16 protein-coding genes are annotated in these 15,766 nt (G+C 74.4%); 8 read left to right on the forward strand and 8 right to left on the reverse strand.

All coding sequences use genetic code 11. From position 1 onward, the window contains the following. Window positions 1-54: 54 nt before the first annotated feature. The gene (locus tag ABZ721_RS08690) at window positions 55-888 is read right to left on the reverse strand and encodes a helix-turn-helix domain-containing protein (protein ID WP_358787876.1); all 834 of its coding nucleotides are present in this window, start codon (window positions 886-888) and stop codon (window positions 55-57) included. Between the two features lie 65 nt (window positions 889-953). On the opposite strand from ABZ721_RS08690, the gene ABZ721_RS08695 reads away from it, so the two are divergent. Continuing rightward, complete coding sequence (locus ABZ721_RS08695) at window positions 954-1,961, forward strand: DMT family transporter (protein WP_358787877.1); 1,008 nt, start codon at window positions 954-956, stop codon at window positions 1,959-1,961. Between the two features lie 69 nt (window positions 1,962-2,030). Here the strand turns inward: ABZ721_RS08695 and ABZ721_RS08700 are convergent, their stop codons facing one another. Beyond that, window positions 2,031-3,056, reverse strand: coding sequence for an NADPH:quinone reductase (locus ABZ721_RS08700; RefSeq protein ID WP_358787878.1), 1,026 nt, complete (start codon window positions 3,054-3,056; stop codon window positions 2,031-2,033). A gap of 279 nt (window positions 3,057-3,335) precedes the next feature. Between ABZ721_RS08700 and ABZ721_RS08705 the strand changes: the two genes are divergently transcribed. Both ABZ721_RS08705 and ABZ721_RS08710 read left to right on the forward strand, forming a co-directional pair. Further along, window positions 3,336-3,650 carry an antibiotic biosynthesis monooxygenase family protein gene (locus tag ABZ721_RS08705; protein ID WP_358787879.1) on the forward strand — a complete coding sequence of 105 codons (315 nt, stop codon included), beginning with the start codon at window positions 3,336-3,338 and terminating at the stop codon, window positions 3,648-3,650. Continuing rightward, a complete protein-coding gene (locus ABZ721_RS08710; protein ID WP_358787880.1) occupies window positions 3,647-4,132 on the forward strand; it encodes a group II truncated hemoglobin in 486 nt (161 codons plus the stop codon). Before ABZ721_RS08705 ends, ABZ721_RS08710 begins: the two co-directional genes overlap by 4 nt. A 33-nt stretch (window positions 4,133-4,165) precedes the next feature. On the opposite strand, the gene ABZ721_RS08715 is transcribed toward ABZ721_RS08710, so the two are convergent. The 3 genes from ABZ721_RS08715 to ABZ721_RS08725 all read right to left on the reverse strand — a co-directional run bounded on the left by ABZ721_RS08715 (window position 4,166) and on the right by ABZ721_RS08725 (window position 5,902). Continuing rightward, window positions 4,166-4,546: a hypothetical protein gene (locus ABZ721_RS08715; RefSeq protein ID WP_358787881.1), complete on the reverse strand. Its 381-nt coding sequence runs from the start codon at window positions 4,544-4,546 to the stop codon at window positions 4,166-4,168. A 112-nt stretch (window positions 4,547-4,658) separates the two neighbouring features. Beyond that, on the reverse strand, window positions 4,659-5,546 hold the full coding sequence (locus ABZ721_RS08720; RefSeq protein WP_358787882.1) for a Gfo/Idh/MocA family oxidoreductase: 888 nt from the start codon (window positions 5,544-5,546) through the stop codon (window positions 4,659-4,661). Next, window positions 5,543-5,902: a 5-carboxymethyl-2-hydroxymuconate Delta-isomerase gene (locus tag ABZ721_RS08725; RefSeq protein ID WP_358787883.1), complete on the reverse strand. Its 360-nt coding sequence runs from the start codon at window positions 5,900-5,902 to the stop codon at window positions 5,543-5,545. Before ABZ721_RS08725 ends, ABZ721_RS08720 begins: the two co-directional genes overlap by 4 nt. A gap of 30 nt (window positions 5,903-5,932) precedes the next feature. On the opposite strand from ABZ721_RS08725, the gene ABZ721_RS08730 reads away from it, so the two are divergent. Further along, the gene (locus ABZ721_RS08730) at window positions 5,933-6,556 is read left to right on the forward strand and encodes a rhomboid-like protein (RefSeq protein WP_358787884.1); all 624 of its coding nucleotides are present in this window, start codon (window positions 5,933-5,935) and stop codon (window positions 6,554-6,556) included. 132 nt (window positions 6,557-6,688) lie between these two features. Continuing rightward, window positions 6,689-7,708, forward strand: a complete 1,020-nt coding sequence (gene glnII / locus ABZ721_RS08735) for a glutamine synthetase (RefSeq protein ID WP_358787885.1) — start codon at window positions 6,689-6,691, stop codon at window positions 7,706-7,708. Between the two features lie 102 nt (window positions 7,709-7,810). Here glnII and ABZ721_RS08740 read toward each other — a convergent pair whose 3' ends face one another. Beyond that, window positions 7,811-10,015, reverse strand: coding sequence for an MMPL family transporter (locus ABZ721_RS08740; protein WP_358787886.1), 2,205 nt, complete (start codon window positions 10,013-10,015; stop codon window positions 7,811-7,813). Window positions 10,016-10,244: 229 nt separating this feature from the next. On the opposite strand from ABZ721_RS08740, the gene ABZ721_RS08745 reads away from it, so the two are divergent. After that, the gene (locus ABZ721_RS08745) at window positions 10,245-11,567 is read left to right on the forward strand and encodes a sensor histidine kinase (RefSeq protein WP_358787887.1); all 1,323 of its coding nucleotides are present in this window, start codon (window positions 10,245-10,247) and stop codon (window positions 11,565-11,567) included. Window positions 11,568-11,650: 83 nt separating this feature from the next. Here the strand turns inward: ABZ721_RS08745 and ABZ721_RS08750 are convergent, their stop codons facing one another. Further along, on the reverse strand, window positions 11,651-11,863 hold the full coding sequence (locus ABZ721_RS08750) for a hypothetical protein (protein ID WP_358787888.1): 213 nt from the start codon (window positions 11,861-11,863) through the stop codon (window positions 11,651-11,653). A gap of 259 nt (window positions 11,864-12,122) precedes the next feature. Between ABZ721_RS08750 and ABZ721_RS08755 the strand changes: the two genes are divergently transcribed. Further along, window positions 12,123-12,770, forward strand: a complete 648-nt coding sequence (locus ABZ721_RS08755; protein WP_358787889.1) for a response regulator transcription factor — start codon at window positions 12,123-12,125, stop codon at window positions 12,768-12,770. Window positions 12,771-12,842: 72 nt separating this feature from the next. On the opposite strand, the gene ABZ721_RS08760 is transcribed toward ABZ721_RS08755, so the two are convergent. Further along, entirely contained in the window at window positions 12,843-13,394 is a 552-nt protein-coding gene (locus tag ABZ721_RS08760; protein ID WP_358787890.1) for a DUF1203 domain-containing protein, read from the reverse strand. 336 nt (window positions 13,395-13,730) lie between these two features. Here ABZ721_RS08760 and ABZ721_RS08765 point away from each other — a divergent pair, with 336 nt between their 5' ends. Continuing rightward, window positions 13,731-15,752 (forward strand): hypothetical protein, encoded by a 2,022-nt coding sequence (locus ABZ721_RS08765; RefSeq protein ID WP_358787891.1) that lies wholly within the window; start codon window positions 13,731-13,733, stop codon window positions 15,750-15,752. The last annotated feature ends 14 nt before the right edge of the window (window positions 15,753-15,766 follow it).

Below are 15,766 nucleotides of genomic sequence, written 5' to 3' on the forward strand. Positions count from 1 at the left end.
CACGCGGCCCCGGCAGGGGCCTCCCCGTGCCGCGCCTCAGGCCCTTTCCAGCGCCTACGCGGCTTCCAGCAGGTCAGGCGCGATGCCCAGCGTCCGGTGCAGCTCGTCCAGGCCCAGCGGGGTGACGCGGACGGCACGGCGGGTGCCGATGCGGGTGGCCCAGCCCCGGTCGAGGACGAGCCGGCACAGCTCGGCCCCTGCCGTGCCCGCCAGGTGCGGGCGCCGTTCCGTCCAGTCCAGGCAGGACCGGGCGAGGGGCCGGCGGGAGGACGCGGCAGCCCCGCGGGAACCGGAGCCGACGCCGGAGCCGGAGCTAGAACCGGAACCGGAGCCAGAGCCCGAGCCGGAACCGGAGCCCGAGCCGGAGCCGGAGCCGGAGCCGGACAGGTCGTATCCCGAGAGGTCGGCGCCGAGGCCGGTGAGCCACTCCAGGCCGGGCGCGGTGAGGGCGAAGCCCGCGTCCTGGCTCAGCAGCCCGCGCCCGGTCATCGCGTCGGTGATCGCGACCCCGAGCCGTCCGGCCAGGTGGTCGTAGCAGGTGCGGCCCCTGGCCAGCGCCTGGCCCGCGGAGTGGGCGCGCAGCCCGCCGCCGGCCGGCTTCGCCGGGGCGACGTGGGCCGCCAGGTCCTCGATCATGCGCGCGGTGTCGGGGTCGGCGAGCCGGACGTAGCGGTGCCTGCCCTGCCGCTCCCGCACCAGCAGGCCGCCGTCGACGAGCCGGGTGAGGTGCTCGCTGATGGTCGACGGCGCGACCCCGCAGTGCCGGGCGAGTTCGCCGGACGTCCAGGCGCGGCGGTCGAGCAAGGCCAGGCAGACGGAGGCGCGGGTCTCGTCGGCGAGCAGCGCGGCCAGGGCCGCCAGGGTGGTGGGTGTGCGCGGACCGGTCATGGGGCCCATCATCGCCCCGCGACACTTCGGCGGGCACCGAAGTGTCCGGCCCCTACTTTTCCGGCATGGACATCATGAAAGCGCGACGGGGACAGGGCCGGGGACAGCTCGGGGGCGGGCAGCGGTGGTGGGACGCGCTCGTGCTGCTCGCCGTCATCTGGGGCAGCAGCTTCCTGCTGATGAAGGTGGGCGTGGGCGTCCTGCCGCCCGCCTACGTGACGCTGGTGCGGCTGGCCGTCGGCGCCGTGACGCTGCTGGTGTGGCTGCGGGCCACCGGGGCCCGGCTGCCGCGCGGCGCCAGGGTGTGGGGCCACCTGGCGGTCACCGGGGCGCTGGTGAACGTCGCGCCGTTCACGCTCTTCGCCTGGGGCGAGCAGCGGGTCTCCTCGGTCGTCGCCGGGATCTTCAACGCCGCGACGCCGCTGCTGACGATGGTGGTGGTCTCCGTGGCCCTGCCCGGGGAACGGCCGGGGGCGCGCCGGCTGCTGGGGATGCCGATCGGCTTCGCGGGCGTCCTGGTGGTCCTCGGGGTGTGGCGCGGCGCCGACGGTTCGGACCTGGCGGGCCAGCTGGCCTGCCTCGCGGCGGCCGGCTGCTACGCCGTGGGCTTCCCCTACGCGCAGCGCTTCCTGGCCGGGCGCCCCGAGTCCACCGTCTCGCTCTCCGCCGCCCAGGTCGTGGTGGCGACGGCGGAGGCCGCCGTCCTGGCGCCGCTCGTCTCCGGCGGGCTGCCGTCCACCGGCCCCGACGGATGGTCGCCGTCCGCCGTCGTCGCCCTGCTGCTGCTCGGCGTGCTGGGCACGGGCGTGGCGTACCTGCTCAACTACCGCGTCATCCGCCGCGCGGGAGCGGTGGCCGCGTCCACCGTCACGTACCTGATGCCGCTGGTCGCGGTGGTGGCCGGGGCGGTGCTGCTCGGTGAGGGCATGACGTGGAACCAGCCGGTGGGGGCGCTCGTCGTGCTGCTCGGCGTGGCCGTGGGGCGGCGGGGCACGCCGAGCGGGGCGGCGGCGCCGGGGGGCGGCGGCACGTCCCCGCACCTCCGCCCCGCCGCCACCGCGTCCGGCCGCTGAGCCGTGGGCGCTACCGGTGCCACCGGTGCTGTCGGAGCCCCGGCCGCGTCCCGGCGGCAGGCCTGCCGCTCAGTCCGCGATCACGTCGATGAGAACCTTGCCGACCGCGTTGTGCTCCACCGCCGCGTGGGCGTCGCCCGTCTTCTCCAGCGGGAAGCGGTGCAGCGGCAGTCCTGCGGCCTCGCCGACGCGCAGCGCGCCGGCGGCGACGGCGGCCGACACGTCGGCGACGGCGTTCGCCTTCGCCCGCTCGGGGACGGTGTAGACGAGGACGCCCTGCCAGCGCAGGTTGGGCACCATCGCCTGGCGGATCGGGACGGTGATCTCGTCGCCGCCGTTGTTGGCGTAGAACGCGACGACCGCGTTCGGCGCGGCGACGGCGTGGTCGATGGGGGCGTTCACGGCGGGGGCGACCTCGACGATGATGTCGACGCCCTCCGGCACCAGGGACCGGATCGTCGCCGCGGCGTCCTGGGCGCGGTAGTCGACGACGTGGTGCGCGCCCGCGGCGCGGGCGAGTCCGGCCTTCTCCGGGCTGCTGACCGTCGTCACCACCGTGGCGCCGGCCCAGCGCGCCAGCTGGATCGCCGCGTTGCCGACCGCGCCCGCGCCGCCCGCGACCAGCACCGTGCGGCCGTCGAGGGAGCCGGGGGCGAGGCGGTCGGGGCCGCCGTCCGCGACCGTGAGGGTGCGGTGCGCGGTCAGCGCCGGGATGCCGAGGCTCGCACCGAGGTCGAACGACGCCTCGTCGGGCAGCGGCACCGCCTGCCGTTCGGGGAGCACCACGTACTCCTGGGCGGTGCCGTCGGCGCGCTGCCAGGCCGCCTCCCAGATCCACACCCGCTGCCCGACGCGCTCGGGCGCGACGCCCTCGCCGACCGCGTCGATCACCCCCGCGCCGTCCTGGTTCGGCACCTGCTCGGCGCCGCCGCCCGGGCCTCCGGTGGCGCCCTGGCGCGACTTCCAGTCCGTGGGGTTGACGCCCGAGACGTGCACCCTGACCCGGACCTCCCCCGGTCCGGGCGCCGGGATCGGCCGCTCGGTCAGGGACAGGACGTCCGGGCCGCCGGTGGTGGTGTGAACGATTGCCTTCATTGCCGTCATACCCCGGTACAAGTCACGGGGCCTGCGGCTTCTTCCCGCGACCCGGCCGAGACCCGGCCGCCGGGGGCGGATTCCGGCCATCCGCTTGATCCGCCGACCGCGAACGGCCGGGGTTTCCGGGCCCCGGCGAGTGATCCTGGCCGAAGATCCCGTCAGGAAGATCCCGTCGAGGCGATCCCGGCGGGACGATCCTGCGGGGCGATCCCGATCCCGTTCCGATCCCGTCGAGGGGTCGCTGGGAACCGAGCGAAGAGCGAAGAAGGATGCACGATGACCGTCGAATACATCCGCTACCGCATCACCGATCCCGGGCGCCGTCCCGAATTCGAGAAGGCCTACGCGACCGCCGCCGAGCAGTTGGAGCTCGCGCCGCAGTGTCTGGGCTACGAGCTCACGCACGGCGTCGAGGAGCCGGACCGCTACATCCTGCGCATCGACTGGACGTCGGTGGAGGAGCACGAGCAGGGCTTCCGCGGCGGGCCGCAGTTCCCGCCGTTCCTGGCCGCGATCCGCCCGTACATCGGCGACATCGAGGAGATGAAGCACTACGAGCGCACCTCCGTGGTCTCCGGGGACCGGGCATGAGCGCCGGCACGGCCGCACCGGGCGGCCCGGACGAGGCGGCGGAGCGCGGCAGTTTCTATGAGGCGGTGGGCGGGATCGACGGCCTGCGCCGGCTGACCGAGTCCTTCTACGTGGTGGTCCGCGCCGACCCGCTGCTCGCGCCGGTCTTCGCGCGCTTCACCCCGACGCACGTGGAGCACGTCGCGGTGTGGATGTCCGAGGTCTTCGGCGGGCCCGCCGGCTACACCGCCGAACTGGGCGGCCACCCCGGGCTGATCCGCAACCATCTGGGGCTGTCCATCACGGAGGAACAGCGGGCGCGCTGGGCCGAGTTGATGATCGCCACGGCCGCGAAGGAACTGCCCGACGACGAGCTGCTGCAGCGGCGCTTCGCCGAGTACATCGAGTGGGGGACGCGGATCGCGCGGTCGGTCTCGCAGCCGGGCGTCGAACCGGGCAGCCCGGGCCCGGTGCCGCAGTGGGGCTGGAACGGGCTGGTCTGACGGCTGCCGGTACCGGTGCCCGCCGCGCGCCGGCTACGGGAGCACCACCGCGAGGTCGTCGGCCCCGGGCTCCGGCAGGCCGACGGCTCCCGCGCCCGGGGTGATGCGGGGCCGCCGCGGCGAGCGGTCGCCGGCCGCGCCGCCGTGCCCGCGGTGGATCAGCAGTCCATGGACGGGGTCGGGTGCGGCGTCGAGCGCGGCCACCGTGCCGGGCAGCGCGCGCCAGGACTCCCACTGGTGTTCCTCGCGGAAGCGGACCTCGAACACGACGCCCCAGGAGTGGGCGTACCACTCCCAGCTCAACGCGCCGTTGGTGACCGCCGATTCGATGAGCGACTCCGCGTGGGCGTCGCGCCACCGCGCGGCGGTGTTCCTGGCGTTGAGGATCTCGATCGACCACCAGTCCGCAGCCATGCTCCGACGATAGACACGCGGGAGACGGAGGGCTAGGGCCGGGCGGGTGCCGGGGTGGGGTCGGCGGGGGGCCGGGCGGGTCGGAACAACCCGTCCGGCGCCCCCGCCCGGCTCAGCTCTTGCCGAGCGCGTCCTCCACCGAGGCCAGCGTCTGCGTGACGCGCAGCGCGAAGCGCGCGTCGCAGGCGTGGGGTTCCCCGGTGCGGGCCGCGGTGATCAGGGCGTCGACGGCATTCCGCAGCGCCTCCACCGCGCCCTCGCCGGCTTCCGGAGCCGTCACCACACCGCGCTCGCCGCGCAGTTCGACGGTGACTCCGGCGGCCGGTTCCGGTGCCGTCAGGCTGAGGGTGGCGGTGCTGGCCGCCCCGCCCGCGTGGCGCAGCACCACGTGGACCGTGTCGCCGCTGCCGCGGACGGCCGCGACGTCGGTGACGTCGCCGAATACCGGCAGGAGCACCGACAGGGCGTGCGGCCCCACGTCCCACAGGCCGCCCTTCTCGCGGCGCCACGGGGAGGCCGCGAACGGGCTGTCGCCGCCGGCGAAGACCGAGCCGAGCCAGTCGGCGCGGCCGGTGAACCAGCCGCCCGCGGCGGCTTGCTCGTCGATCCACTTCCCCGTCGTCCGGTCGAAGCGGGTGGTGAAGAAGACGACCGACGCGACCCCGGCCGCCTCCGCGGCCTCGACGACCGCGCGGGCCTCGCCGACGGTCGCCGCGAGCGGCTTGTCGAGCAGCAGGTGGCGGCCGGCCGCGGCGGCGCGGGCGGCCAGCGGCGCCTGGACGTCCGGCGGCAGCGCGATCGCCACCGCGTCCACGTCCGCGATCAGGGCGTCCACGTCGTCGTAGGCGCGGGTGCCGAAGCGGGCCGCGAGTGCGGCCGCCGCCTCGGGCCTGCGGCCCCACACGCCGGTGAACTCGACGTCGGGGTGGCCGCTCAGGGCGGGCGCGTGGGCGATCTCGGCCCAGGGGCCGGTGCCCAGCAGTCCTACGCGGAACGTCATGAGGTGTGCCGCACGTAGCTGGCGCGGTCGAGGTCACGGATCTCGACGGAGGTGTGGACGGTCAGGCCGGGCGTCTCGGCGGTGTGCTCGCGGGCGAGCGCGAGGACGCCGGAGCTCAGCTCCTGCTTGGTCTCCGGCGTGCGGCCGTCCAGCAGCGCCACCTGGATGTGGATCATCGCCTCGCCGGGCCCGCCGTCCGAGATGACGATCTCGTCCAGTGGACGGAACCGGGTCTTGCAGCCGGACACCTGCGCGTCCGCGATCTTGGCGACGAGGGGGTGCAGGGCCTGTGCGAAGCCCTGGCGGTCGAAGGTGTCGGTGAGGGTGGCGGAGTAGTCCACGGCTATGTGCGGCATGTCCGCAGCGTACTCAGTGATGATGGACCGATGCCCCTCTTCGATCGCTCCGCCGATCTCCTCCGACGCGGACCCGGAGCCGTGCGCAGGACGCCCTGGGCGGCCTCGGCCTATGTCACCGCCGTGCAGTCCGGGGCGTACGCGCTGCGCCCGTTGCCGGAGCCGGACCGCGAGGCGGTGCTGCGCGCGCACTCCACCAATGTCGACAACCTGCGGGCCGGTCGCTGGCACACCCTCCTGACCAGTGCTTTTCTGGTCGATCGGCCGATAGATCCGGCGTATGGGGCGATACTGCTCGGCATTCTCGGCAGCGCCGAGACCGTCTGGGGGCCGCGCCGGACGGCCGCGGTGTTCGCATTCGGCCATCTCGGGGCGAGCCTGTTGGTATACGGCGGGCTGCGCGCGGCGGACCCCGCGGAGGAGACCAGGTCAGCGGTGGACGTCGGCGCCAGCTACGGCCTGAACGCGGTGGTCGGGGCCGCCGCGATCTCGCTCCCGAACCGCACCGCACGGGCAGTGGCCGCGGCGGCCGTGCTGGCGCTCGCCGTGCCACCCCTGGTGCGCAAGGGGCGCACGTTCACGGACGCCGGACATCTGGCGGCTCTGCTGCTCGGTCTGGGCGCAGGTCACGGCGGTGCGTTCACACGGGGTTAACACAAGGGACACAGCCGGGAAAAACGTTCTTGCCATGCTGCCAGCGGCTCGATCAACGGCGCTCGGCCAAGACCCCTCGTTCAGTGCACTACCGCACCCGCGAAGACAGTGGCTTGTTAAGGATGGCGCCCCGTGACCTACAAGGCTGAGTACATCTGGATCGACGGCACCTCGCCGACCGCCAAGCTTCGCTCCAAGACGAGGATCCTGGCCGACGGCGCCGAGCTCCCCACCTGGGGCTTCGACGGTTCCAGCACCAACCAGGCCGTGGGTCACGCGTCGGACCGCGTGCTCAAGCCGGTGTTCTCCTGCCCGGACCCGATCCGCGGCGGCGGCGATGTACTCGTCATGTGCGAGGTGCTCAACACCGACATGACGCCGCACGAGACCAACACCCGTGCGCTGCTCCGCCCGATCGCCGAGCAGTTCGCCGCTCAGGAGTCGATCTTCGGCATCGAGCAGGAGTACACCTTCTTCGACGGCTCCCGGCCGCTCGGCTTCCCCGTGGGCGGGTTCCCGGCCGCGCAGGGCGGCTACTACTGCGGCGTCGGCTCGGACGAGATCTTCGGCCGCGACATCGTCGAGAAGCACCTGGAGAACTGCCTCGCCGCGGGCCTCGCGATCTCCGGCATCAACGCCGAGGTCATGCCCGGCCAGTGGGAGTTCCAGGTCGGCCCGGTCTCGCCGCTTGAGGTCTCCGACCAGCTGTGGATCGCGCGCTGGCTGCTGTACCGCACCGCCGAGGACTTCAACGTCTCCGCCACCCTCGACCCGAAGCCGGTCAAGGGCGACTGGAACGGCGCGGGCGCGCACACCAACTTCTCCACCAAGGCCATGCGCGAGGGCTACGACGCGATCATCACCGCGTGCGAGTCCCTGGGCGAGGGCAGCAAGCCGCTCGACCACGTCAAGAACTACGGCGCCGGCATCGACGAGCGCCTGACCGGTCTGCACGAGACCGCCCCGTGGAACGAGTACAGCTACGGCGTCTCCGACCGCGGCGCCTCGGTCCGCATCCCGTGGCAGGTCGAGGTCGAGCAGAAGGGCTACATCGAGGACCGGCGTCCGAACGCGAACGTCGACCCGTACGTCGTGACCCGCCTGATCGTCGAGACCTGCTGCACCGCCCTGGAGAAGGCCGGACAGGTCTGATCCGCACGCGGCAACCAGCAGGACCCAGCGGTGAACGGCTGAGGGGCCCGTCGAGTCGACGGGCCCCTCGGGCGTTGCCGCCGCAGGTCGGCGGACGCGCTGTCAGCGGATGGTGAAGACCGTTTCCGACGCGTACGCGTCCCGGGCGGCGGGTGGGGCCGGGACCGCGCCCTCGCCGTGCGAGACCTTCGGCAGCCAGCGCAGCCAGCGCGGCAGGTACCAGTTGCGCTCGCCGAGCAGGACCATCACCGACGGGAGCAGCAGGACCCGCACCACGGTCGCGTCCAGGAAGACCGCCACGGCCAGGCCGACGCCCATCTGCTTCATGTCCTGCATCGACAGGGTGGCGAAGACCGCGAAGACGGCGACCATGATCGCGGCGGCGCTGGTGACCGCGCCCGCCGTGGAGCGCACCCCCTCGCGCACCGCCTCGGTGGTGCTCCTCCCCCGCTCCCGCGCCTCCTGGATCCGCGACACGACGAACACGTGGTAGTCCATCGACAGGCCGAACAGGACCACCAGGACGAACAGCGGCATCCACCCCTCGATCGCGCCGACCGACTCCGTGCCGACCAGGGACGCGCCCCAGCCGTGCTGGAAGACCGCGGTCATGACACCGAACGCGGCGCCCACGGAGAGCAGGTTGAGGAGGATGGAGGTGACCGCGACCGTCACCGAGCGGAAGCTGAACAGCATCAGCAGGAACGTCACGGCCGTGATGAAGGCGAAGACCGGGACGATGCCGCGCTTCAGCTGGGCGTTGAAGTCGACGGAGCCGGCCAGCTCGCCGGTGACGTAGGCGTGTTCGGCGACCGGGCCGAGCGTGCTCGGCACCAGGTCGTCGCGCAGGGTGGCCAGGGCGTGCTTCGAGGCGGCGTCGCTGCCGTTCCCCGCGAGCGGCACCTCGATCACGGCGATGTCCTGCGCCGCGTGGACCGCCGTGGTGACGCCCTTGCCGAACTCGTCCGACGCGGCGGCCCTCGCCGTGAAGCCGGCGATCGCGGCCCGGACGCCGGGCGCCTCGATGTCCTGGGCCTGCACGACGATCCGAGCCGGCGCGGGACCGCCGGGGAAGGCCGTGGTGATCTGCTCGAACGCGGTGCGCAGCGGGGCGTCCGCCGGGACCTGCCTGTCCATTCCGAGCGACTCGGTGTGCATGCCCAGCGCGGGGACGGCCAGCGCCAGCAGCACCCCGGCGCCCAGCACCGCGAAGGTCCTGGGAGCGGCGATGACCGGCCTCAGCACGGCGCCGGAGACGCGGCCCGCCGGGCGGCGGGCGCGCTTGCCGCGGCCGAAGCGCGGCAGCCGGCCGCGGTCCACCCGGTCACCGAGGAGCGACAGCAGGGCGGGCAGGACCGTGACCGAGCCGAGCATCGCGGTGAGCACGACGAGGATCGTCGCCATCGCGAAGCCCTTGAAGAGCAGCAGGCCGGACAGGAACATGCCCGCCATCGCGACCATGACCGTCAGCCCCGAGACGAGTACCGCCCGGCCGCTGGTGGCCGCGGCGATCCGCAGCGCGGTCTCCGCGTCGTGCCCGGCAGCCCGCTCGTCCCGCTCGCGGCGCAGGTAGAACAGGCAGTAGTCGACGCCGACGGCCAGGCCCATCAGCAGCATGACGGAGCCGGTGGACTCGAAGATGTGCAGTTTGTGGCTGCCGAGCGCCAGCAGGCCGCTCGCCCCGATGAACGCGGTGACGGCGAGTCCGACCGGGAGCAGGGCGGCGACCAGGGCGCCGAAGGCGATCAGGAGAATGCCCAGCGCCAGCGGCACGGCCGTCCACTCGGCCTTCGCGAAGTCCTTAGTGATCATGTCGCCGAGCCACTTGCCGGCGCTGGCGTCCCCGAACTCGTCGATCAGCACGTCCTGGTGGCCGTCGCGCACCTTCTGCACCGCGTCGAGCACCGGCTGGACGCGGTCACCCGCGTCCTCCGCCCTGCCCTTCATCTCGAAGCGGATCAGCGCGGAGCGGTTGTCCCGCGAGGGCAGCGCGGCCTGCACGGCGCCGACCTCGCCGGTGGCGCCGACGCCCTCGGCGACCGCCTTCGCCGCCGCCTTCCACTGCCCCGGCCCCTGGGAGCGGACCAGGACCATCTCGCCGGCCGGGTGTTCGAGTCCGTGCTCGGACAGGATCCGGTCCGCGGCGGCCGAGTCGCCCGCGCCGTTCTCGTACGTCTTCATCTCCGTCGTACCGACCATGCCGCCGATGGCCGAGGCCACCACCACGAACAGCAGCCAGCCGATGATCGCCGTTCTGCGGTGGCCCGCGCTCCACGCGCCGAGCCGTGCCGCGAGGCTGTCCTTCATCCCGTCACTCCCCCAAGGTTCCCGTAGGTTTCTCCGACCCCCTGAAGGTAGGAATCCGCGGCCGCCGGCCCCAGCCGTCCAGACCCCCGGCCCGGATGGTGGTGCCAGGTACACCATGCCGGGGGGTCACCCCCAGTGACCTGCGCGGACGTCGTCGGCAGACTGGGTGGTGCCAGGATGGCGACGCATACGGCGACGCCTGGCGGCGACCGAACGGGGAGGGGCGGGCATGAACATCCGCAACGCGGGACTCGCAGGGGTGAGGGCGCTCGCCCTGGCGGTGCTGGGCCTGGCCGAGTCGATCGTCCTGTTCGTGTTCTCCGTACTGTCGATCGCCTTCGTCGTGCTCGGCATCGGGATCTTCACCACGCCGCTGGTGCTCGGCGGGGTGCGGGCCGCGGCCGACCACCGCCGGGGGCTGGCGCTGCGCTGGTCCGGCGTCGAGATAGCCCGGCCCTACCGCCCCGCGCCGAAGTTCGTGCCCGGGCCAGCCGGCCGGGTGCAGCGCCTGCAGTGGCTCCTCAAGGACCCCGCCACCTGGCGTGACCTGCAATGGCTGCTGGTCGACATGACGGCGGGCACGATCCTCGCGTTCCTCATCGCCGGACTGTTCACGGAGGGCGTCTTCGGCTGGTTGCTCGCCGCTTCCCTGTGGCGGCCGATCGTGTCGGCGGGCGGCACGTACTGGTACGCGTTCATCCCGGTGCACAACCAGACGACGGCCGTGCTGGCGGCCCTCCTCGGCACCGTCTGGATCCTGCTCGGAGTGCGCTACGCCCCGGCGCTGCTGCACCGGCACGCCCTGCTCACCCGGGTGTTCCTCGCTCCCACCCCGGCGGCGGCGGAGGAGGCGCTGAAGCGGCGGGTGGCCCGGCTGGCGGAGACCCGTTCCGACGCGGTCGACAGCTCCGCCGCCGAGCTGCGGCGCATCGAACGGGACCTGCACGACGGGGCGCAGGCCCGGCTCGTCGCCATGGGCATGAACCTCGGACTCGTCGAGCGCCTCATCGAGCAGGACCCGGAGAAGGCCCGGAAGATCCTCTCCGAGGCCCGGCAGTCCTCCGCCGACGCCCTCACCGAACTGCGCGACCTGGTGCGCGGCATCCACCCGCCGGTCCTCGCGGAGCGCGGACTCGGCGACGCCGTGCGGGCGTTGGCGCTGCGCGGGGTGATCCCGGCGGACGTCGAGGTCGACCTGCCGGGCCGCTTCGAGGCGCCGGTGGAGTCCGCGGCCTACTTCACCGTCTCCGAGCTGCTCACCAACGCCGCCAAGCACGCGGACGCCGGGCGCGTCTGGATCGACCTGCGGTACGAGGACGGCATGCTGCGCGTCTCGGTCACCGACGACGGCACCGGCGGCGCCGACCCCGCGCGCGGCACCGGGCTGCGGGGCGTCGAACGGCGGCTGGGCGCGTTCGACGGCGTGCTGGCGGTGAACAGCCCGGTGGGCGGCCCGACGATGGTGACGATGGAACTTCCGTGTGCGCCGGTCGCGCCGGGGATCCCGGATGCTCCGGCGGACGGGGAGGGGCGGAGGGCCGGGACGGCCTGAACGGGAGCGACGGCCCGGGGCGGGTCAGGGACCGGCCCGGCTCGCTCGGTTCACCGACCGTTCCGGAAGGGGCCCGGGCCCGGTCAGGTGCCCGGCCGGTCGCCGCATCGGTCCGCCGTGCGATCCGCGCTCAGATCGCCGCACCTGGCCCGGCGCCAGGCGCGGCGCAGCCGGTCGAGCTCGGCCAGCTCCGCCCGCGTCCAGGCGCTGCCGGACCGCGACCGGACGAAGCGGCGGATCGCCTCGTTCGCCGCGGAGGCCGGGCTCTGGTCGGAGGCGGGCGAAGGAGCGGACATGCCCCTCACTGTGGACCGGCGGTGTGACAGGCGTGTGAGCCCGGCTTAAGAGCCGGATGAAGATTCACTGTCGTCCGCCTGTCGCGCGTGGGGCTGGTGAGGCCGGTGTGACGAGACCGGCCGTTCAGGTCCCGTTGTCGGTGGCGGCCGCTACGGTGAGCGGTATCCCATCAGCGCTGGCTGCGCCGGGAGGGCCCCGCCGACAGCGCGGCGGGGCCCAGCACCGCCCCACCCCGCTCCCGCCCACCATGGAGTCACCGTGCGCGTCGTCCTCGCCGAAGACTTGTTCCTGCTGCGCGACGGACTGGTCAGGCTGCTGGAGGCGTACGACTTCGAGATCGCCGCAGCGGTCGACAACGGGCCGGAACTGCAGCGCGCCCTGGTGGAGTTGCGGCCGGACGTGGCGGTGGTGGACGTGCGGCTGCCGCCGTCGTTCACCGACGAGGGACTGCAGGCGGCGCTGTACGCCCGGCGCGAGATCCCCGGCCTCCCGGTGCTCGTGCTCTCCCAGCATGTGGAGCAGCTGTACGCGCGGGAGTTGCTGGCCGACGGCAGCGGCGGGGTCGGCTACCTGCTCAAGGACCGGGTGTTCGACGCGGACCAGTTCGTCGACGCGGTGCGGCGGGTGGCCGGTGGCGGTACGGCGATGGACCCGCAGGTGATCTCGCAGCTGCTGGCCCGCAATGTGCGCAACGAGCCGCTGGGCCAACTGACGCCCCGCGAGAGCGAGGTGATGGCCCTGATGGCCGAGGGCCGGTCCAATGTCGCGATCGCGGAGCGGCTGGTGGTGACGGAGCGGGCCGTCGCCAAGCACACGTCCAACATCTTCGCCAAGCTCGACCTGCCGCTGTCCGACGACGACAACCGCCGGGTGCTGGCCGTGCTCGCCTACCTGGACCGCTCCTGACCGTCCGCCCCGCGCGCCGGGGCACGGACCGCCGCACCGGCCACCGGGCCGACCGCCGCGCGGCCGGGAGCGTCAGTCCGCCCGGCGGACCGCGAACATGAAGCAGCCGTACTCGACGGCCCGGACGTGCACCAGCGCGATCTCCGGGTCGGCGAACATCTCCGCCAGCTCCGCGTCCGCGGCGCCCGCCGCCACCTCGTCGTCGGTGAGCCGGACCTGCCGCCCGCCCAGGATGCGGCCGTCGGCGCTGTAGGCGCGGAAGACCCGTTCGGCGCCGTGCATCGCCGCCGGGTAGCCGGCGGCGGACGGCGGGCCGGGGCAGCCGGCGGCGTCCGCGTGCACGAAGACCGGTCCCAGCTCCACGTACGGGCCCGGGTCCGCGCCGGTCTCCGCCGCCCAGTGGCGCAGGGGGGCGTAGGAGAGCAGCGCGATCCGGTCGCCGGGCGCCGCGTGCCGCAGGCAGCAGCGCAGTGGGGCGCCGCCCTCCAGGTCGGTGCTCAGCTCGGGCGCCCGGCCCGCGTCGTCGGTGACACGCAGGCGGTCGAGCAGGGCCGGGTCGATGGCCCGGGTGCGGAAAGCGGTGGTCCGGGTACGCGATGGGGTGATCTGTTCCGTGGTCGTCATGGGTCAACGATCGCCCGGGGAGCGGCCGGGGTCCGGCGGGAATCGGACCTCGCGCTGGAGGGGCGCCACGCCGCCCTGCGCAGGGCCGACGTGCGTCGCGCGGGCTCCGGCGGAGAGGAATAATGCGGGGTCCGGGGTGCCCGCCGGACGGGCCGCCCCGGGCCGCCAAGGGCCGGGCGGGCGGCAGCGCCTTGAGTGACCATCGCACCAATCACTCGTTTGACGCCGTGTGGACACATCGGAAGCGAAAGTTCTGCACTCTTTCGGGGGGCACCCCCTGACCACCCAGGCATGTCCCGGGCCCAACTCCCGTGCTGCGCAAGGGGGTGAGGGCCGGTGAAGAGCCCGGCGAACCGCCCGGCGCGGGGTGCCGAGCCCCCCGAGCCCGGACCCGTGGAGGTCGAGGACGCCGAGGCCTCGATCGTCGAGAACTACCCGCACCTCGTGCGGCTGGCGTACCTGACGCTGCCGGCCGCCCTCGGCAAGCACCGCAGGGTGCTGACCGCGCACGCCCTCGTCCAGCGGGCCCTGCCGCGCGGGCGGCGCACCCCCGATCCGGTCGCCGCCGACACGGGCGGCCCGCGCGGTGGTCCGCCCGATCCGGCGTACTCGCTGGTGCGCCAGGAGGTGCTGCGCGGGGCGGTCGCGCACGATCCGGCGGAGGGGTGGCGCCGGCGGGTCGTCGAGGCCCGCGACCGGCTGCCGCTGCCGTACGTGTGGGGCCTGCGGTTGCACCCCAAGGCGGGCGGCACGGACGAGCTGGCGCTGGACCGCACGCTCTCCGGGCTCGGCAGCCCCGCGCGGGCCGCGTTCGCGCTGAGCGCGCTGGAGGGGCTCGGCGAGCGCGAGGTCCGCAAGGTGCTGGCCGCGGCGGGCGTCGCCGACCCGCGGGCCGCCGTCGCCGAGGCCGCGGCGGCGAGCGCCGAGGGCAGCGAGGGCGCCGGGGCGGTCCGGGTACTGCTGGGCGGGGGCGAGTTCGACCCGTGCACGGTGCAGGCGCGCCCCACCGACCTGCTGCGCCGCCGCCAGCACCTGCGGGCCGCGGGCGCCGCGGCCGCGGCGGCGGCGGTCGCCGCGCTGCTGCTGCCGCTGACCGGCACGGGCGGCGGCGACCCCGAGTCGTACGCGGGCGGTGCGTACACCGACGGCGCCCCCGCCGGGTCCGGCAGCCCGCTGGAGACGTCCGCGCTGGTGCGTACCGACGCGGCCCTGTGGGAGCACACGTCGCGGATGGACTTCACCGCCTGGCCCGCCCGGGGCGACCGGAAGGACGACACCGCGCTGCTGCGCCGCGCGCTCGCCGTGTGGTCGTACCCGGGGGAACGCGTGCAGGTCTCGGCGACCCCCGGCACCTCGCGCGGGCTGCCCGCCCAGCCGCCGCAGCTGCTGTACGCGGGCGACGTGGGCGAGGCGTCCGTGGTCCTGCTCTACGACGGGATGCGGATCGTGCGCTACGCGGAGCCGCAGGACGGCAAGGGCTTCGCGGCGCTGGACTTCGCGCGGGTGGACGACGCGGACGTCACCACCGGCGCGGCCGTCGTCGTCGGCCGCGTCGACGGCAACACCCGCTTCCTGACCGCCCCCTGGGTCGACGAGACGCAGACCCGCGACCTGCTGCGGCCCAACCAGCCGGGACAGCCGCTGCGCGTCGCGGCCGACGGGGTCACCGACCCCGTGCGCACCCCTGGTGCGGGCGCTCCGGCGGGCCAGTGCGGGACGGCGTGGCCGGTGCTCCAGTTCCGCTCCTCGGCGAAGATCGTGGAGCAGCACTCGTTCCTGCTGACCGATCTGGGCGACCTGACCCCCGTCCACCTGACCTACACCCCGCCGCCGGGCGGCTCGCCCGCCCCGGCGCGGCAGCCGCGCGAGGCCACCGGGACGCAGGCCCTGCTGAACTGGGCGCACAGCGCGTGCCGGCTCGGGGCGCTGCGCGGGCAGGGCGTCCGGGCCGTCAACAACTGGGAGTTCGCCGCGCAGCGGCTGCCCGAGGGCGGCGCCGCCGCGTCCTGGGTGTGCACGCGCACGGACACCTGGCGCGGGTCCGGTACCGCGATGGTGCAGTTCCTGCCGCCGGGCTCGTCGCCGACCGCCCTCGCCTCGGTGGCCGCCGAGGCCCAGGACACCAACGCCTGCAGCCGGTTCGGCCAGCACGTACTGGCCGGCGTCATGTGGAAGTCCCCGGCCGGTCACTGGTTCCTGCTCGCGGCGGGCAGCCGCGACGTCACCAAGGTCTCGGCCACCGGCGGCGTCCGCGCCAGCGCGGACGGCCCGCTGCTCGCGGTCCGCGTGGAGCGCGGCGCGAACGCCAAGCTGACGGCCCGGCTGACGACCGGAAAGACGCTGGAATCGCTGGGGTAGCGGCAGGGCGGAGG

This window comes from Streptomyces sp. NPDC006733, from assembly GCF_040636125.1.
Lineage (GTDB): Bacteria > Actinomycetota > Actinomycetes > Streptomycetales > Streptomycetaceae > Actinacidiphila.